The 18153-nt window shown below is 29.8% G+C and carries 20 protein-coding genes; 13 read left to right on the top strand and 7 right to left on the bottom strand.

Annotation, left to right across the window (positions count from 1 at the left end):
* The first annotated feature begins 1 nt into the window (after position 1).
* From ACI48Q_RS03800 to ACI48Q_RS03755, 10 genes are all read left to right on the top strand, one after another.
* Positions 2-1768, top strand: a complete 1767-nt coding sequence (locus ACI48Q_RS03800; RefSeq protein ID WP_474917713.1) for an ABC transporter ATP-binding protein — start codon at positions 2-4, stop codon at positions 1766-1768.
* A 62-nt stretch (positions 1769-1830) separates the two neighbouring features.
* On the top strand, positions 1831-2367 hold the full coding sequence (locus ACI48Q_RS03795) for a GNAT family N-acetyltransferase (RefSeq protein ID WP_474917712.1): 537 nt from the start codon (positions 1831-1833) through the stop codon (positions 2365-2367).
* Between the two features lie 55 nt (positions 2368-2422).
* Positions 2423-2989, top strand: a complete 567-nt coding sequence (locus tag ACI48Q_RS03790) for a GNAT family N-acetyltransferase (protein WP_474917711.1) — start codon at positions 2423-2425, stop codon at positions 2987-2989.
* Between the two features lie 208 nt (positions 2990-3197).
* The gene (locus ACI48Q_RS03785; protein WP_474917710.1) at positions 3198-4085 is read left to right on the top strand and encodes a hypothetical protein; all 888 of its coding nucleotides are present in this window, start codon (positions 3198-3200) and stop codon (positions 4083-4085) included.
* Positions 4086-4508: 423 nt separating this feature from the next.
* Positions 4509-5534, top strand: coding sequence for an IS1595 family transposase (locus ACI48Q_RS03780; RefSeq protein ID WP_474917709.1), 1026 nt, complete (start codon positions 4509-4511; stop codon positions 5532-5534).
* Positions 5535-5654: 120 nt separating this feature from the next.
* Positions 5655-6062, top strand: a complete 408-nt coding sequence (locus ACI48Q_RS03775; protein WP_474917708.1) for an HIT family protein — start codon at positions 5655-5657, stop codon at positions 6060-6062.
* A 7-nt stretch (positions 6063-6069) separates the two neighbouring features.
* The gene (locus ACI48Q_RS03770) at positions 6070-6831 is read left to right on the top strand and encodes a GNAT family N-acetyltransferase (protein WP_474917707.1); all 762 of its coding nucleotides are present in this window, start codon (positions 6070-6072) and stop codon (positions 6829-6831) included.
* A gap of 12 nt (positions 6832-6843) precedes the next feature.
* A complete protein-coding gene (locus tag ACI48Q_RS03765) occupies positions 6844-7779 on the top strand; it encodes an amidohydrolase family protein (protein WP_474917706.1) in 936 nt (311 codons plus the stop codon).
* A 68-nt stretch (positions 7780-7847) separates the two neighbouring features.
* Positions 7848-8615 (top strand): GNAT family N-acetyltransferase, encoded by a 768-nt coding sequence (locus ACI48Q_RS03760; protein ID WP_474917705.1) that lies wholly within the window; start codon positions 7848-7850, stop codon positions 8613-8615.
* Between the two features lie 86 nt (positions 8616-8701).
* Positions 8702-9457 carry a SagB/ThcOx family dehydrogenase gene (locus ACI48Q_RS03755; protein ID WP_474917704.1) on the top strand — a complete coding sequence of 252 codons (756 nt, stop codon included), beginning with the start codon at positions 8702-8704 and terminating at the stop codon, positions 9455-9457.
* A 31-nt stretch (positions 9458-9488) separates the two neighbouring features.
* Here the strand turns inward: ACI48Q_RS03755 and ACI48Q_RS03750 are convergent, their stop codons facing one another.
* Both ACI48Q_RS03750 and ACI48Q_RS03745 read right to left on the bottom strand, forming a co-directional pair.
* A complete protein-coding gene (locus ACI48Q_RS03750; RefSeq protein WP_474917703.1) occupies positions 9489-10790 on the bottom strand; it encodes a hypothetical protein in 1302 nt (433 codons plus the stop codon).
* 202 nt (positions 10791-10992) lie between these two features.
* The gene (locus ACI48Q_RS03745) at positions 10993-11454 is read right to left on the bottom strand and encodes a metal-dependent transcriptional regulator (RefSeq protein ID WP_474917702.1); all 462 of its coding nucleotides are present in this window, start codon (positions 11452-11454) and stop codon (positions 10993-10995) included.
* Between the two features lie 177 nt (positions 11455-11631).
* Here ACI48Q_RS03745 and ACI48Q_RS03740 point away from each other — a divergent pair, with 177 nt between their 5' ends.
* Positions 11632-11856 carry a FeoA family protein gene (locus tag ACI48Q_RS03740; protein ID WP_474917701.1) on the top strand — a complete coding sequence of 75 codons (225 nt, stop codon included), beginning with the start codon at positions 11632-11634 and terminating at the stop codon, positions 11854-11856.
* Positions 11857-11866: 10 nt separating this feature from the next.
* Positions 11867-13969, top strand: coding sequence for a ferrous iron transport protein B (gene feoB / locus ACI48Q_RS03735; protein ID WP_474917700.1), 2103 nt, complete (start codon positions 11867-11869; stop codon positions 13967-13969).
* Between the two features lie 128 nt (positions 13970-14097).
* Here the strand turns inward: feoB and ACI48Q_RS03730 are convergent, their stop codons facing one another.
* Entirely contained in the window at positions 14098-14865 is a 768-nt protein-coding gene (locus ACI48Q_RS03730) for an alpha/beta hydrolase (protein ID WP_474917699.1), read from the bottom strand.
* 198 nt (positions 14866-15063) lie between these two features.
* Here ACI48Q_RS03730 and ACI48Q_RS03725 point away from each other — a divergent pair, with 198 nt between their 5' ends.
* Positions 15064-15219, top strand: coding sequence for a hypothetical protein (locus tag ACI48Q_RS03725; RefSeq protein ID WP_474917698.1), 156 nt, complete (start codon positions 15064-15066; stop codon positions 15217-15219).
* Positions 15220-15317: 98 nt separating this feature from the next.
* Here ACI48Q_RS03725 and menA read toward each other — a convergent pair whose 3' ends face one another.
* From menA to ACI48Q_RS03705, 4 genes are all read right to left on the bottom strand, one after another.
* Positions 15318-16262, bottom strand: a complete 945-nt coding sequence (gene menA, locus ACI48Q_RS03720) for a 1,4-dihydroxy-2-naphthoate polyprenyltransferase (RefSeq protein ID WP_474917697.1) — start codon at positions 16260-16262, stop codon at positions 15318-15320.
* Positions 16263-16283: 21 nt separating this feature from the next.
* Complete coding sequence (locus ACI48Q_RS03715) at positions 16284-16937, bottom strand: pentapeptide repeat-containing protein (protein WP_474917696.1); 654 nt, start codon at positions 16935-16937, stop codon at positions 16284-16286.
* Positions 16938-17037: 100 nt separating this feature from the next.
* Entirely contained in the window at positions 17038-17727 is a 690-nt protein-coding gene (vanR, locus tag ACI48Q_RS03710) for a VanR-ABDEGLN family response regulator transcription factor (RefSeq protein WP_474917695.1), read from the bottom strand.
* A 59-nt stretch (positions 17728-17786) separates the two neighbouring features.
* The gene (locus ACI48Q_RS03705) at positions 17787-18071 is read right to left on the bottom strand and encodes a putative quinol monooxygenase (protein ID WP_474917694.1); all 285 of its coding nucleotides are present in this window, start codon (positions 18069-18071) and stop codon (positions 17787-17789) included.
* Positions 18072-18153 lie beyond the last annotated feature (82 nt).

The raw sequence follows: 18153 nt of genomic DNA, 5'->3' as shown, positions 1-18153 counted from the left end.
TATGGAAAACGAAATTAAGAAAACTCATAAATGGAAAACCGTAAAAAGGCTTTTTACATATGTAAAGCCTTATATATGGAAAACCTTGGGTGTTATATTCCTTTTACTATTAGTTATGGGATGTAATACTCTAAACCCTTACTTGATGAAGATCTGTATTGATACTTTTGTAGAAAATAGCGATATGAAAGGACTTTTAACCTTTGGTGCAGTTCTTGTGGGATTGAACTTAATCTCCATGATTTTATCTAAGATAAGAATTTTATCCATGAGTAAGATAACTAATAAAATTTTAGTAGATATAAGAGATGAAGTTTATACTCACATTCAAACCTTAAGCTTTTCTTTCTTTGACAATAGACCTGTAGGAAAAATACTTTCTAGAATTGTTGGAGATGTTAATGCTCTACAAAATTTGCTAAATAATAGTATCATGAATCTAATACCTAATATATTTACCATATCACTAGTAATAATTATGATGTTTATAATGAATCCGATACTAGCATTGATTTGCCTTGCTGTTATACCTTTCCTCTTTGCTTCTATGTTCTTTGTTGAAGTAAGGTCTAACACTCTTTGGAGACAGTATAGAGAGAAACGTTCTATGCTACTTGGATATACTCATGAGGCCTTCTCTGGTGTAAAAGTAACTCAAGGTTTTAGAAAAGAACACTATACAAGAAGTAAATTTAATTCAAATCTTACTGCTCATGCTGACGGATTTATCAGTGCTGTTAAGATACAAGACTTTTTCTGGCCTCTAGTGGATATCTCTAAAGGACTTGGAATTGCATTAATACTTTTCTCTGGGTACAAACTAGTTAGTAGTGATAATCTTTCTCTTGGAACCCTAATGGCCTTTATTATGTATATTGAGATGCTCTGGAAACCAATAATGAATCTTGCATCTTTCTATAATTCCTTTATTACTAATATTTCTGCTGCTGAAAGAATCTTTGATGTATTAGATACTAAAAATGATATGTATGAAGATGCTTCCACAGAGATACTTCCTGAAATCAAAGGCGATATTAAATTTGATCATGTTACCTTCTCCTATGATAATGATGATATACATGCCTTAAAAGATGCAACTTTCACCATCAATGCTGGGGAAAAAATTGCCCTAGTTGGAGAAACTGGAGCTGGTAAAACCACTATAACAAATTTAATAAGCAGATTCTATGACCCAACCTTTGGCAAGGTCTTAATAGATGATATAGATATTAGAAATGTAGATCTTGAAAGTCTTCGTAGTCAAATGGGTATAATGCTTCAAGACTCCTTCTTATTCTCTTCTTCCATAAAAGAAAATATTCGTTATGGAAAGCTAAATGCTACTGATAAAGAGATCATGGAAGCCGCTAAAGCAGTAAATGCTCATGACTTTATAAGCAAATTTGAAGAAGGCTATGATACTGATGTAAATGAAAGAGGTTCCCGTCTCTCTCTTGGTCAACGTCAACTAATTGCCTTCGCTAGAACTCTAATAGCTGATCCTAGGATACTAATTTTAGATGAGGCTACTGCTAATATAGATACGGAAACAGAACGCCTTGTGCAAAAAGGCATAAAAAAACTAATGGAAGGAAGAACTTCTCTTGTAATAGCTCATAGATTATCCACCATAAGAGATTGTGATAAAATTTTTGTTTTATCACATGGTAAGATTGCAGAATGTGGTAATCATGAAGAACTGTTAGCTAAGAAAGGTGTTTATTATAATCTATACTGTGCTCAATATAGCTTTCTTAAAGAAGCATAGCAAGAAAGATTTACAAAATAGACATAAGCTTATTTATCCTTCCCTTAACTGGAGGCTTTAAAATGATTATTAAATATAAAGAATTAACTTTAGATAACATAATACCAGAGCTTTTAAATGATTTTAATAGACATGAAGAAGTTTATAAAGCTTGGAGAACAGAAGATGGAGTTCAGTCACTAAAGGATATTAGGTACACGGAAGACTGGGATAAAAAAGATTTAGAGGAAGTCTATGCAGGGCTTAAAAATACTATTATTAAGGGAGGCTCAGTATTTGGAGCCTTCCAACATGATATATTAGTTGGTTTTGCCTCCTTAGAGCATGAATTCTTTGGTAGTAAAAATCAATATATCCAATTATCTATGCTTCATATTACAAGTGAATATAGACATATGGGCATTGGCAAAGCTCTATTTTCCTTATGTGTTCATAAAGCTGTGGACTTTAAGGCAAAAAAGCTATATATATCAGCTTCTTCCTGTGAAAATGGACAACTCTTTTATAAGGGTTTAGGCTGTATCCCTGCTGATGAATTAAATGAAAGTTTATTTCTTCTTGAACCCTATGATTGTCACTTAGAATTTAATTGTTCATAGACAAAACTATAAAGGAAATACTAGATTTTTTATTTATATTTATAGGAGGTTTGAAATGATTGAAGGAAAAAGGGTATTTATACGTCCTCTTGAGTTAGGTGATGAAGAGTTTCTATATAAATGGTGGAATGATGGAGATTTAATGAGCCATGCTACCCATGCCTTTGGTACTCTACAGAGTAAAGAATCTATAAAAATTAATATCTCTAAGGAAATTGAGAATTCTACTCTCTTCCCCTCTAGCAAAAGATTTATTGTATGTAAAAAGGATACCTTAGAACCCATAGGAGAAATGAATTATTGTGATTGGGATGTTAGAAACCAAAAATGTGAGCTTGGTATAAAAATATGTGAAATTAAGCAGCAAGGCAAAGGTTATGGAGAAGATGCTCTATATAATTTTATAGATTTTATGTTTAGGTTTTTAAACTTAAATAAAATTGAATTAACCACCATGGCAGATAATACTAGGGCTCAACAACTATATTCTAAGCTTGGTTTTAAAAAAATTGGAGTTATTAGAGAAGGTTACTTTGATAGTAGATATGGAAGATTCTCTAATGTGGTTTATATGGATTTGCTTAAAAATGATTGGTTAAAAATAAGAGTTACCAAAGAGTAATTTAGTAATTAATGAATGCGCCTTTTGTTATAAAAAATAGGAGTTTTATTTACAGATAGAGAGATTTAATTTATTAAATTTTAGGCGCTGTTTTAAATCATACAACTTAGCAAGTAATTCCTATACTCGGATGGAGTTTGCTTATGATGAATACCTCTCTCCATCTGAGTGTTAGATCTATTATTCTATATATGATAAAGGAGAATTTATGAGAGTTAGAAATATTATTAAAAATGAAATTGAGATTTTTGCAAAACTTACTAATACCCCTTTAGATAAATTTAAGGAAAACTTTTTTACTTCTGTAAGTAATGGTATAACTAATCTAGATTGGTGTTTTGTTTTAGAAGATAATAGTGAAGTTCTTGGAGGAATTATTTATAGTGCTTTTGATAAAGAACTCACCTTTGGAATACACTTCTTCTCCCCAGAAATTTCCCATATACAAGTACTCTTAAATGGGAGTTTAGAACTAATAAAACAATATAAATTCCATGAAGTCTCACCTCATCTTTATTCTGATAAAAATGGCTACGAAAACTATAAAGAAGCCTTCCTGAGTTGTGGATTTCAAGTCACTCAAGAAAAGAAAAGTTACCTTTGGAAGGAAGGGTGCATTAACACTCACCCTCACCAGCTTACCTTTAAATCTCTTGAGAAAGTTGGTGATTCTACCTTTATAGACGCTATTGAAAGAGTAACAGAAAACACTTTTGATAAAGATGATTTAGATTCTATTAGAGATTTTGGTTCTCATAACGCTGCCGTAAATTATTTTAATAGTTTAAAAGATATAGATTTTAATCCCACTTGGTGGCATTTAGGATATGTTAATTCAGAATTTATAGGTTTAATAATTCCTCAAAAGTTTGATGAAGTTCATGGAGCTATAAATTATATTGGAGTTGTTCCTGAGCAAAGAGGTAAGGGTTACATTGATGATTTTTTAATAGAAGGAACTAGAATTTTAAAAGAAAGTGGTATAAAAAGTATTATAGGTGATATAGATGTGGATAATTACCCCATGGAAGCTTCCCTTATTAGACAGGACTATAAATTTGACTGTAGTATGCTGGTGTTGAAGAAAAGTTTTTAAATTTAAGGAAGTAGGGGGAAATTTTTAATTCAATAGGAGGACAAGATAGTAATAAATATACATCACTAAAAATTTGTGGGTCTTTAGTATATATAAAGGAACCTACCTTTGAAGAACTCGATTATGTAGAAACGCTTTGGAGTGATATTGATACTACTAAAGACTTAGGAGGTCCCTTTCAATTAAGAGATAGAGAGGCTTTTTATAAGAAAATGGTGTTTCCTGGGAATAATCTAAATAAATACTTTTTAATCTATACCATGGACGATGTTCCTGTTGGAGAAATTAGCTTTAGAAAACCTGAGATATATTCTAAGACTGCCTGTTTTAATATTAGGCTCTGTTTTAAATAGTGGTTGATATGTGATACTTTTCTGAAAATAGGTTATAATATAGGTATAATCAATTTTCGGAGGTATTATCATGAACAATGTAACGTCAGTATTAGCACAAGCAAAAGCCTTGTTAAAACAAGAACAACAAGAACTGTTAACTCAATTAGAAGAATACCTTGTTTTAGGTTCTCAAGTTGCACAAGTAACTAAGGAAGTTAAAGAAATGAGATTTTCTAAAGGGAGAGTTTGTTGTTATTGTGAAGGTACTAATGTTGTTAGAAATGGTAAAAGGAATGGTGTACAAAGATACCTTTGTCGTAATTGCAATCATAGTTTCTCCGATTTAACCAACTCTGCCACTTATAGAAGTAAGAAAACATTAGATAAATGGCTTAGATACGCGAAATGTATGTTAAATGGCTATTCTATAAGAAAATCTGCCGAAGAAGTAGAAATTAGTATTGCAACTTCATTCTTTTGGAGACACAAAATACTTAATTGTATAAGTGAATTTCTTGGTGTAGGTTCTGTTGAAGGTGTAGTAGAAGCAGATGAAGTTTTCTTTGCTTACTCATACAAAGGAACTAAAACTGCAAATATGCCAAGACCTTCTCGTAAAAGAGGAAAACAAGTTAAAAAGAGAGGTATTTCCAAGGAGCAAGTATGTGTTGGTACTGCTCTTGATAGACAAGGCAATATAATAATTGAATTGTTATGTACAGGCAGAGTTACCGCTAATGAATTAGAACGTCTATATGGTAATCGTATAGGAGAAGACTCTATTCTTTGCACAGACTCTCATAAGTCATATATACAATTTGCTACGGGTATGTCATTAGACCATAAGAGAATTAAAAGAGGTAGGCATAAAGAGGATATATACCATATAAACCACATAAATAGCCTACATTCTAATTTAAAGAAGTGGATGGCAAAATTTAACGGTGTGGCTACAAAATATCTTAGCAACTATATGAAATGGCATAAGTGGATAAACTCATTTAGCACTGAAAAAGACATAGTAAGAACCAAAAACTTGATAGTCCATAGTAATATTGCCCATAGTTATACTATGGTTAAGGAATTTAAAACAAGAGTACCAATATTTGTTTAAATTAGGTTTTATTTGTATAAATACTGGAATTATAATCACTAAATTATGTATAATACTAATATAAAGTTTTGAACAATTGTATCATAATACGAAAGTTTAAGAATAATTAAGGAGGTAACTATGGATTGTATATTTTGTAAAATTGTAAAAGGTGACTTACCATCTAACTTAGTATATGAGAATGATTTAATTATGTGTTTCTTAACTATAGAGCCAATAAATGAAGGTCATGTACTTATAATTCCTAAAAGTCACTATTTAGATACTGATGAAATTCCAACTGAGGTAGTAACGTCTATGATGGTATTATCTAAAAGAATTGTTAAGGTAATTAAAGAAAAGTATTCTCCTGATGGCTATAGTGTAATGCAAAATGGTGGAGAATTTAATGATATTGGACATTACCATATGCATGTTTTTCCAAGATATAAGGGAGACGGATTTGGGTGGACATTTAGTGATAAAAAACATAATTTTTCACAAGAGATTGCCAAAGAATTAAAAATAATGCTTGATAAAGAAATTTAAAACAAAAGTGGACAAGATAACTATTGTCCACTTTTATACTATCTATTATCAACCTTGGTTTAAAATAGAGCCTAATATTAAAGTTGAATTTACTCATAGAAGCAAAGGCTATGGCCACGAAGCTATGGATTTAATATTAAATTATTATTTTAATGAATATGGTGGAGAAATTATGGAGGATGATATTTCTCTTTTAAACATAACTGGTCAGAAAGCTTTACTTAAATATGGATTTTCTCATATTCCAACCTATAAGGATGTCTTTTTAGTTAGGCTTACTAAGGAAAAATTTAATTATATGAAGAATCAAAAGTTTTATTTCAAAGACGAAGATGTTGTTAAATATCTGTGTAAATGGCAAAAGATCTTAAGGCTTAGTGACTTTGATATAAAATATGAATTTGTACTCACCCCTTGGAGAAAAACAGGAGATATAAAAATTGACATAAGTGATAAAAAGGCAATATTAATGTTAAATAACTGTGACCCTAAACAAACTAACTTAGAAGCCTTAATCATACATGAATTACTCCATCTAAAGCTATGGGGAATGGATCAAATGCTTGAAGGACTTCTATATGAAGTTTTTGGACAAGATGAAAATGATCCTAAATTTAATTTTGCCTATGGCCAGTTTATGACTTTGCTAGAAAGTACTGTGGAAGATTTAGCTAAAGGTTATATGAATGTAGGCGGAGATGAAATAGAAACCTCCTTTGGTAGAGTACAAAAAGAAGTTGAGAAGGAAATTAAAAGAGGACTAATATAAGGAGCTGACATTATGGATGAAAAAGTATTTAAAGAAGCACTATCAACTAGTAATCTTGACCTTTTAAAAACTATACCGAAGGCTGATCTCCATAATCATGCTGGTCTTGGTATGAGATTTTCTACCTATAATAAATGGTGTGGAGGTGGAGTTACTCCTCCGCCAAAAAAGATGAATGGAATTGCTGGTTTAGAGCAGTACATTAAAACTGAAACAGCTAAATATGTTGACAGCCGCAAAGGTTTTGAATTCATGATTAATGCCACCATTCAAGCTGGCATTGAAGATGGTATTACTATTATAGAGCCGAGTATTGATATTGCTAATGAGCTTTATTATGATAATAGGAATGATTTTTACAATTATGTAAAGAGTTTAATAGGGATATATTCTCCTAATATTATTTTTAGGCCATGCCTAGGTGTTCATAGAGGATTACCCATAGAAATATGGGAAACAGCAGTTATTCCCTGTATAGATAATGGACCCTTTCTTTCACTAGATCTATATGGACCGGAAGATGTAAATAATCTAGATATATACTCTAAGTATTTTAATTATGCTAAAGAAAAAAATCTTAAAATCAAGGTTCATGTTGGAGAGTTTTGTGAAGTTTCCCAATTGATAGAAACTATAGAGGTACTAGCTCCACATGAACTTCAGCATGGAATTTCCAGTGTAACTTCTTCCTATGCTATCGACATGATTAAAGAAAGAAACATAAGGCTTAATATATGTCCTTCCAGTAATGTAAAACTCGGAGCAGTAAGCTACATAGAAAAACATCCAATAAAAGAATTATTTCATGCTGGAATTAATGTAACTGTGAATACAGATGATTTATTACTCTTTAATAGTAGTGTTTCTGAGGAATTTTTATATCTATATAATTCTGAAGTTTTAGGTATAGATGAATTAAATGAAATTAGATTAAATGGATTAAAATAAATGCTATATCCTCTTATATGTATTATAATAGATATACTTGAATATCCATATTGAAGGGATGAAGTTTTATGAATAAACCAGAAATTATTAAACTGGCTATGAAACAATTAGCTACTGACTTAAACTGCAATTATGAAGATTTTACTAAAGAAAAAAATACTATAACTACCTATAGACAATTAGAAGGTAATAGACCCTTTTCTTCACAGGATTATTTTATGAAAATAGCTACCTTTGGTAATGGAGCAGTTATATCTGCTAATCCTATTATTCATTCTTGGTGCAAGGAATATTTTAGTAAACATAGTGGAATTCGCTTATTTGAACATCCTGTGATGAATGAAATGGATGAAGAGCTTTTAAAATATAATCAAAAACTAGATACAATACATGAGTTATATTTACCCTATGAAAACTTCACTAGGACCAATAGCAAGAATATAGCTATAAAATGGTTTGAAAGAGAGGATATTCCACACCTTTATAGTGACCCTAGATTTAAAAATGCCTTGCTTTATGATATAAATTCCCCAAGGCCAGATATATTAGCAGTGGCTTCCTATGATGGTGACCACATCACTGGCATGGCTGGAGCTAGTATGGATAGTAAAACCTTTTGGCAAATAGGCATTGATGTACTACCTGGATATAGACAATCAGGTATTGCTACTTATCTTGTAAATTTACTCACTGAGGAAATCTTAAAAAGGGGCGCTATCCCCTACTATGGCACTTGGTGCTCTAATATAGCTTCAAGAAATATAGCGCAAAGATGTGGTTATTTTCCCGCTTGGGTGGAAATGCACACAGTAGCTAAAATTTCTGAAATAGATTAAATTTATAACTAAAACTAAGATAATATAGTATTGATTTTTGATATATTAAAACATAGTCAAACTTTAAAATATATGGAGGTATTTTTATGGATATTGTAAAAGAACAAAGAAAATGGATGAAATCTGGATTTAATGCTGATGAGGAAGATGATGTAAAATCTGATCAACAACTACAATTGCCTCAACCCCCACTTCAAAAACCTTTTGATAGTAATATGGAGGCTATAGATTTACCTGAAGTAGATGATAGTATCTTTACAAAAACTAACCTATTAGATATTTTAAAAGGTAGAAAAAGTCATAGATCTTATACCAGTGAAGGTTTAAGTTTAAAGGAATTATCTTTCCTTCTTTGGAGTACTCAAGGTGTTAAGGAAATTAGGGGGAATAACTATGCCACTATAAGGCCTGTTCCTTCTGCTGGTGCAAGACATCCCTTTGAAACTTATCTTGTAGTAAATAGGGTTGAAGGCTTAAAAACTGGAGTATATCGCTATCTAGCTTTAACTCATCAGCTACTATATCTATTTGAAGGAGAAAACCTAGAAGAAACCTTATCTACAATTAACCTAGGTCAGAAATTTGTAGGTAAAAGTGCTGTAACCTTCATTTGGAGTGCTATTCCCTATAGAGGAGAATGGAGATATAGAGAAACGGCTCATAAACCTATGCTATTAGATGCGGGACATGTTTGCCAAAATCTCTACTTAGCTTGTGAAGCGATTGGTTGTGGTACCTGTGCTATAGCTGCCTATGACCAAGATGCTATAGATAAATTTTTAAATCTTGATGGCGAAGATGAATTTGCCATATATGTTGCTCCTGTTGGGAAAGTAGAGTAAATATGGAAAATAGGTAGTACTTTAGTACTACCTATCTATATTTTCTTAATTCCCTTCCATAATATTTTAACTCAAAGCTTTCTCCATTAAATACTGCTGCATATTCAGTATTTCCATACTTTATATGGGCCTCATATTCTATATTTCCTTCTGGATTACTTATAGTTAAAATTTCTTCTATTTCTCCATTTTTATCTAATTTCTTTGATATGTCTTTTTCTTTAATTGATGGTACAGGTATAGGTTTATCCATAGGATATGATGTGGAAAAATAACTTATCAATTTATTACCTTCTAAAGTTAAGTCGATTTTTTTGTTTTCATCATATACTCCTTCTATTTTTTCTATAAAAGAATATTTTATCCTGTCTATTCCATAGTTTTTATCATATATTACTTCTTTTTCATAGTTTACAGCTTTTTTATTAAATGAATCCATTATTTTTTCTGCTATAGCATCTAATTGATTTTCTTTATATTTGATAGATTTACCCACGGTTGTAAATTTAACTGGTTGTACATAAATTTTATTGGTATTTTTATCGTATTTTATGGTATATTGTGTTTCAATAGAATCATTATAAATCTCTTCTTCTCTATGAGTTCTGAATATGTATTTATCTAAATTTTTCTCTTCCTTATTATTATATTTTAATTCTTTTTTAATATCTAACTTTTTAAATATATCCTTACAATAAGCTTCAACTTCTTCAAAAGTAATAGCTGATGAAAATTTACCTTTATAATTTTCTAAACCCCTAAACTCCTCTTCATTTAATAGCTCCTCTGCCATCTTGGTATAACCCATATATGCTTTTATTATACGATTCTCCACCGCTTTAGCATCTACATGATTCTTCTGTTTATAGCCATCCCCAAGAATTTTTTTATATTCTTTTATTAGTTCCTCATTATATCTATACAAGGCCATTAAATATCTTTCTTCTTCAATGGATAGTGTTCTATCATTTAATATATTATCTATAGTATTATTCACATTAAATAAATACATATCAGTATATTTGAAATTACTATTTGTTTGGGAATATTCACATGCTTTATGCAAACTCGTCACAAATTCTGATACTTGAGAAGTATCAATATATCTTCCATCCTCCAATTTATCATAATTTTTTAATACTATAACCTTAGATATAGTGTCATTTAAATCTTCCAATGACTTTCCAAAATTATTAAAGGATGTATACATAATATTTTTCATATTCTTGTTTGGATAATTTTCATTGCTGTAATAATAAATCCCTATAATAAACCCTATGGCTAATATAGACGAAATTAGAATTTTAAACCATGATTTTCTATATAATAGCATAATCTATATCCCTCATTTCTCATACTTATTATTGTTTCTACATGTACATTACACATAGTTAAGTTTACTGAATTAGTTTTATTATATTATTTATCTCTATATTTAACTTATAATTATTTGTGTAATTATAACATATTTAATATATTTTACCTAAATATAACAAAATCCAGATATATTCTTTAGAATTTTATCTGGATTTTCCTTAAATATTATTAAACTCATTATATTTATTTTTTATTTCTGAATTCTCGTCTATAAACCTAACGAATTTACTTATACACTTTAGTGTTTCTTCATCAACAACATGCTCTATTTGTTCTGTTTGCTCTAGTAAATTATTACTTACTCCTAAAAATTCAAGAAATTTAGAAATTAAGTTATGCCTATCTAATAAAAATTTCCCTATGTCATTTCCTAAATCTGTAAGAGTTATAACTCCATATTTTTCGTAATTAGCCAGATTTAAAGTAGATAGTTTTTTAATCATTTTAGTGGTGGAGGGTGGTTGTACATTGAGAATTTGTGATAATTCATTTACTCTGGTAAATCCTTTATTTAGAGACAGTCTATATATCATTTCTATATAATCCTCCATAGATGCCGTTAAATAATTGTTTTCTTTTTTTATATATCCACTAAATGTATAGAATCCTTCATTATTCATAAATCCACCAACTTTGTACTATATTTTCTATATTGAATTATACTCAAGTGCTTATATTAAAAGAACTCTCATATGAATATTTTTGTGTCATATCTAATGATTACCTCATATTATATGAATATAGACAAAGTTAACCTCGGTTAACTTTTCCATATCCAATTTAAAGGAGTGAAGAAAATGAATACACTTTCAGATGTTAATGTAGGTAAACTTGTTATGGTTAAACAAAATAATGCTCAAGATTCTTTGAAAGAGAGACTTTTAGCCCTTGGTCTTACAAAAGGAGCAACAGTAGAGGTTTTAAGAAAGGGTCCTGGTAATAACTTAACTCTATTTAGAATTAGAGGTGCAATGATAGCCTTAAGAAATGAGGAGTCAAAGCTTATTGAAATATTAAATTGAGGTGTTCACAATGGGTCTTACAGTACAATCTAGCAAAAAAAACGCTATGGAAGATATTTTCCATATAGATAAAAAGTCAAATGAATTTGTAATTGCTCTAGCCGGTAATCCAAATACCGGCAAGAGCACTGTATTTAACTATCTTACTGGTCTTCATCAGCACACAGGTAATTGGCCTGGTAAAACTGTTGCTAATGCTCGTGGAGATTTTAAATATCATGATAATGAATATGTTTTAGTAGACTTACCAGGTACCTATTCCTTATTTACTTCTTCTATAGATGAAGAGATAGCAAGGGATTTCATATATTATGGAAACTATGATGCTGTTGTTGTTGTTGCCGATGCTACATGTCTTGAGAGAAATTTAAACTTAGTATTTCAGGTTATGGAATATACAAGCAAAGTAGTATTATGTATCAATCTCATAGATGAAGCTAGAAAAAAAAATATCGTATTGGATAAAGAAGGGTTAGAAAAATCATTAGGAATACCTGTAATTCTTACATCTGCAAGAGCTGGAGAAGGTATAGAGAATTTAAAGCTAACCATAGAAAAATTAGTTCTAGGCGATTATTTTACAACACCTAATCTAATAAAATACTCATCATTAATTGAAACTAATGTAGATAGGATAACTCCACATTTAAAGGATATTCCAATATATAATAAACGTTGGCTATCCCTTAGACTTATAGACAGTCCAATATCTATATTTAAAGGTTCGCCTAAATACAATGATGTTGTATCTCTAATAGATAAAAATCCTCATATTCTTAATATTGATTCTGATAAAAATAAACTTAGAGAATTTATATCAGAAGAAAATTATAGATATGCTAATGAGCTAAAGGAAAAGTATGTTAAAGAAGATATAAAAAAAATTAATAGAGATAAAAAAATAGATGATATAATAACTTCCAAGGCTTTTGGAATACCATTAATGCTTTTGTTATTAGCACTAGTATTTTGGATTACCATTGAAGGAGCCAATATTCCCTCTCAACTTCTTAGTAATTTACTTTTAGGATTTCAAGATACTTTAACTCATTGGTTTAATACCATGAATGCACCAGCATGGCTCCATGGAGTCCTTGTATTGGGCCTTTATAGAACCTTAGCTTGGGTAATTTCAGTGATGTTACCACCTATGGCTATTTTTTTTCCGTTATTTACTTTATTAGAAGATTTAGGCTATTTACCCCGTATTGCTTTTAATTTAGATCACCTATTTAAAAAGGCATGTGCTCATGGCAAACAATGTCTTACCATGTGCATGGGGTTTGGATGTAATGCTGCTGGTGTTATAGGTTGTAGAATAATTGAATCTCCTAGAGAAAGAATGCTTGCCATTGTAACCAATAATTTTGTTCCTTGTAATGGTAGATTTCCTACTATGATTGCACTTGCTACTGTTTTCTTTGCTACTTTTTCTAGTGACACAATAAATAATATAATTCCAAGTATAACTATAACACTATTAGTTCTCATAGGTATTGGTATTACTCTAGTAGTGTCCTATATATTATCTAAAACTCTGCTAAGAGGCGTACCATCAACCTTTACTTTGGAACTCCCACCCTATAGACATCCGAAGATCGGAAGAATTTTATATACTTCTTTAATAGATAGGACAGTATTTGTATTATCCCGAGCTATTTGGGTTGCTGCTCCTGCTGGTGCTATAACCTGGATTTTAGCAAATGTTTATATTGGTGATCTAAGTATAATTACTCACGTTTCCAATTTTCTTAATCCTCTTGGTAATGCTATAGGTCTTGATGGATTTATATTAATGGCTTTCATTATTGGTCTACCAGCTAATGAAATAGTGCTCCCAGTACTTCTTATGGCATACTTATCAACGGGAACTCTTACGGAATTTTCCAGTATAGAATCTTTAAGAACAACCCTTATTGACAATGGATGGACTTACCTTACTGCTCTTAATACTTTATTATTTAGTCTATTGCATTGGCCGTGTTCTACAACTCTATGGACTATAAAAAAAGAAACTGGTAGTTTTAAATGGACTTTACTTTCCTTTTTAATACCAACTATCATAGCTTTTGTTGTATGCTTTATTACCACCACTATTTATAGAGTTTTATAAGGTGTATGGAGTAAAGTACACCACACTTTATTTAATATCAACAAATTCGAACTAATCATTGGCTAAATTGCCGTGAATCCTTACCACAACCTACAGCTGTACTTCACTAAAAGATGCAATAACTTCTTTTAGTGAAGTGTTAGAAATTTCTCAACGAAGCCCACAACATTTTCTATAATTACTTTCATTTCATTCTCTTCATAATAGCTATGACCTGATTCCCTTAATAAGATTACTGACTTTTTCTCACTTTCAATCTCATCATAAAAATTATCAGCGCTTCTATAATTTACTGTTTCATCACCTTTTGATTGTATTATTAAAGTGGGTACATTTATCTTATGAAGAACCTTTTTCGTATACTTAATCATTTTAAATAGGTGAATATATGGTGATACCCAAAATATATACTCATATAATCTACCTCTCTCTATACTAATTGCCTCCCTATAACTTTTCATAAATGTATCATCTTCATTTTCCTTTTGAAATAATATCTTAAAGCATATTTCCATCTCTTTAAATGTAACTCTAACTTTTAATGGAGATGACAATAAAACAATGCCTTCAACTCTTTCATTTACCGCTTCATTAACTGCTAATAATCCACCCATAGAATGACCTACTATTATTATAGTTTTATATTTTTTTCTATATTCTTTTACTTGCTTTTCCACATAATCATACCATTTTATACTAGTACACTTTCGAAACTCCTTACATTTACCTCCATGACCTGGTAAAAGTATACACCTAGTACTTATCCCCTTATTATTTATAGCAACGGCTATTTTCTTAAACTGATTTGGACTTCCTAAAATTCCGTGAATAAATATTACAGCTATATCTTTATTTTCACCATCATAACTGTATTCCATGTGATTTCTTTTTTCCATTAGTTCACCCCTAAGTTATACTTTTCTATTTATTGTTATTATACTTTACTAATTTATCTCTTAATATGAATATTTAAAGATTATCTATTATTAAATTTAAAATAATATCCATTTACATTTCCTATATAATATTCTAAGTATAAAAAATTCAAAATAATTTAAACTAATATAGTAGTAAATTTTAAAGGAGGTAAGTTTATGACAAAGGATAGTCAACCTGATAACAAAAAAGCTAGAATGGAAAAATGTAATTATCAAACTCCAATAACTAGTGAAGAGGGGAAGAACCATAATAGAACTGCTAAAAAACATTCTATAAAAAGAGAAGGCTTTAAAAGCGATCATATAAATTAAAGAGGTAGCGTGATTACACGCTACCTCTTTAATACTTATGAAAAAATATAACTAATTAAATATGAGAAGTAGACTGTTTAGTGATTTTTTTAACATTACTAAATAAATATTCCTACTACAATAGTGAAAATATATACTACATTCATTATTAAAAAGTTTTTTACTGCCAATATAAAAGTATTTTTCTTACTTTGAGATTTTATAAATTCTTTTATATTTCTTTCTATAACCTTATAAGTAATAATAGATATTATACTTACCACTGGTAAAATTTTAAGTACTACTCCTAGCATTATAAATAAAAACCCTACATAATATAGACATTTAAATAACTTTAAAGCTCTATGTTTACCTATATATATTGGTAAAGTATATCTTTTATTTACTATATCTTCCTCTATATCACATATGTTATTAGCTAACATTATATTAGATATACCAACAATCAGTGGCACACTGATAATAAATATATTTATTAATTGCTGTAAATTAAAGTTTACAGAAAAATTTTCCATAGAAATTCCTAAAGTTATAATGTTGCTATCAAATATGTGAATATATATAGATAAAAAAGTTATTAGAAATCCCATAGTTACTCCTGAAAAAATTTCTCCGAAGGGCGTTCTAGATATAGGCACTGGACCATAAGAATACAGTATCCCTATAGCAAAGCACATTCCTCCAAGTAGTAGAACTACAATATCTGTATTGAAAAATAATACTATACCTAATCCAATTGCAATTATTAGCATAATACAAATAATAGCTTTAACTTGCTTTGGATTAATTTTATCCCTTACTATAGCATTGTGACTTTCATACCCATAACCTTCTTTTTTTACAGCCTTTTTATAATCCATATAATTATTTATAGCCGTTGCTGTCATATCAAAAATTATCATAGATAAAAACATTATTATTAAATTTATTGGCTTAAATTCATCAAAAGTATATATTACATAACTTGTCCCCAGTAGAAATGGAATTATGCTTGCTACCTTAGTTTGTATTTCAACCAATTTAAAAAAACTTCCTATATTCAATCTATATCCTCCTTACATTCTTTATTCACTATCATTAATTATAATTCCTATTAATTTTGATAATTCTAAAGCTTGCATTGGTGAAACAATTGCTCCATAAAGCTCTGGAACTCCTACGATTATACCCATTATATCATTATCTTTTAAATCTATATTTTTAAGGTTAGTTTTTGAAAATTCACTGGAAGATAAATTACACTGGGTAAAAATTACTTTGTTAAGCTTACACTCTTGAAAATTAGAATTCACAATGCTACATTCTATAAAATTTACTAATTTATATTTTGAGAAAGCAAAGGAACTATATTTGCCATTACATCTTTTAAATAGTACATTCTCTAGGCTACATTCACTTAAATTTATACCTGTAATTTTGCAATCTATAAATTCTACTCTATGTAAGCTTCCCTCACTAAAATCCACATTAGATAAATCACAATTTTCAAATGTTACATTCATTAAATCAATCTTACTTAAATTACAATCATTAAATATCACATTTTTAAAGACTACTCCATTAAATTCTACTCTAGGAATTTTAATTTCATCAAGGTAGCAATCCTTAACTATAATATTAGTTATAACCTCTCCTTCTTCTACAAGTGAGTATATATCTATATCTTCGTCTAACTTCTCGTCAATTCGAGGACATAAAATTTTTTGTATTTCCTTCACTAAACTTCCTCCATTACATCATATTAATTATTATATTATTAAGGTTATATTAAAACCAAAATTTCACATCAAAAGCCTAAATCTTAATTTTCTAAACTCTTTATTCAATTTTATACCCAACTCCCCAAACAGTTTTAATAAACTTTGGTTCTCTTGGCTCCTCATTCATTTTTTCTCTTAACTTTCTAATATGAACCATTATTGTATTATTAGAATGAAAATACTTTTCTCCCCAAATTTTTTTAAACAATACTTCAGAACTTATTGCCTTCCCCCTATTTTCGCACAATAGCCATAAAATAGAAAACTCAATGGGTGTAAGAGGAATATCCTTGCCATCTAAAGTACATTTATGGGTACTCTTATTGATAATAAGTCCTGAAAAATCAATAATATGATCACAGGGCTTAGTATTATCATTATAACTTATATAACGTCTAAGTTGTGCCTTTACTCTTGCTATCAGCTCCAATGGATTAAAAGGTTTTGTAATGTAATCATCTGCTCCTATTGTAAATCCTGTTATTTTATCTATATTTTCCACCTTAGCAGTTAACATAATTACAGGGAAGGCGTATTTATCTCGGATCCTTCTACACAACTCAAAACCATCTAGTTTGGGTAACATTACCTCCAATATAGCAAGATCAAGGTTAGTACTGTTAATACATTTCAATGCTTCCTCTGAATCATAGAACTTATGTACAATATATCCTTCACCTTTAAGGTATAACTCTACTAAATCTGCTATTTCCTTCTCATCATCTACCACTAAGATATTTATCTCCATACTATTACACCACCTCCTAACCTTAAAATTCTATTTTCAAAATAAATTTATATCCTCTTCTATAATACTTGAGTATATATGTTTAATTCTTTGTCTTCTCTAAGTTCTGCTTGCATAGGAACAATTGTTTTAAAATGTGCCGTATTAAAGTGAGCCTCTAATGCTTCTTTACTTTCCCAAGTCTCAACAAAGGTTAATATGTCTTCATTTTTTTCATCTTGAAAAAGTTCATAAGAAATACAACCTTGTTCCCTTCTACTATTGTCTACTAATTCTTTGGATAGTTCAATAAATTGTTTTGAAGTTCCTTTTTTTAAATATGACTTTGATACTACTTTAATCATACTATCTCCTCCTAAAAATTCATTATACATTAATTATAATGTTATCCTGTAATTGGTACAAGTTGAATTACCTTTTTATAAT

Source organism: Clostridium sp. LXY-7 (assembly GCF_056172015.1).
The sequence above is the reverse complement of the archived record's forward strand: the minus strand, read 5'-3'. Positions and strand labels throughout refer to the sequence as shown.

Excerpts from the sequence above, each read along its gene's own strand:
- ACI48Q_RS03800 (WP_474917713.1), top strand. The coding sequence starts at position 2 with ATGGAAAACGAAATTAAGAAAACTCATAAATGGAAAACCGTAAAAAGG.
- ACI48Q_RS03795 (WP_474917712.1), top strand. The coding sequence starts at position 1,831 with ATGATTATTAAATATAAAGAATTAACTTTAGATAACATAATACCAGAG.
- ACI48Q_RS03790 (WP_474917711.1), top strand. The coding sequence starts at position 2,423 with ATGATTGAAGGAAAAAGGGTATTTATACGTCCTCTTGAGTTAGGTGAT.
- ACI48Q_RS03785 (WP_474917710.1), top strand. The coding sequence starts at position 3,198 with ATGAGAGTTAGAAATATTATTAAAAATGAAATTGAGATTTTTGCAAAA.
- ACI48Q_RS03780 (WP_474917709.1), top strand. The coding sequence starts at position 4,509 with ATGAACAATGTAACGTCAGTATTAGCACAAGCAAAAGCCTTGTTAAAA.
- ACI48Q_RS03775 (WP_474917708.1), top strand. The coding sequence starts at position 5,655 with ATGGATTGTATATTTTGTAAAATTGTAAAAGGTGACTTACCATCTAAC.
- ACI48Q_RS03765 (WP_474917706.1), top strand. The coding sequence starts at position 6,844 with ATGGATGAAAAAGTATTTAAAGAAGCACTATCAACTAGTAATCTTGAC.
- ACI48Q_RS03760 (WP_474917705.1), top strand. The coding sequence starts at position 7,848 with ATGAATAAACCAGAAATTATTAAACTGGCTATGAAACAATTAGCTACT.
- ACI48Q_RS03755 (WP_474917704.1), top strand. The coding sequence starts at position 8,702 with ATGGATATTGTAAAAGAACAAAGAAAATGGATGAAATCTGGATTTAAT.
- ACI48Q_RS03750 (WP_474917703.1), bottom strand. The coding sequence starts at position 10,790 with ATGCTATTATATAGAAAATCATGGTTTAAAATTCTAATTTCGTCTATA.
- ACI48Q_RS03745 (WP_474917702.1), bottom strand. The coding sequence starts at position 11,454 with ATGAATAATGAAGGATTCTATACATTTAGTGGATATATAAAAAAAGAA.
- ACI48Q_RS03740 (WP_474917701.1), top strand. The coding sequence starts at position 11,632 with ATGAATACACTTTCAGATGTTAATGTAGGTAAACTTGTTATGGTTAAA.
- feoB (WP_474917700.1), top strand. The coding sequence starts at position 11,867 with ATGGGTCTTACAGTACAATCTAGCAAAAAAAACGCTATGGAAGATATT.
- ACI48Q_RS03730 (WP_474917699.1), bottom strand. The coding sequence starts at position 14,865 with ATGGAAAAAAGAAATCACATGGAATACAGTTATGATGGTGAAAATAAA.
- ACI48Q_RS03725 (WP_474917698.1), top strand. The coding sequence starts at position 15,064 with ATGACAAAGGATAGTCAACCTGATAACAAAAAAGCTAGAATGGAAAAA.
- vanR (WP_474917695.1), bottom strand. The coding sequence starts at position 17,727 with ATGGAGATAAATATCTTAGTGGTAGATGATGAGAAGGAAATAGCAGAT.
- ACI48Q_RS03705 (WP_474917694.1), bottom strand. The coding sequence starts at position 18,071 with ATGATTAAAGTAGTATCAAAGTCATATTTAAAAAAAGGAACTTCAAAA.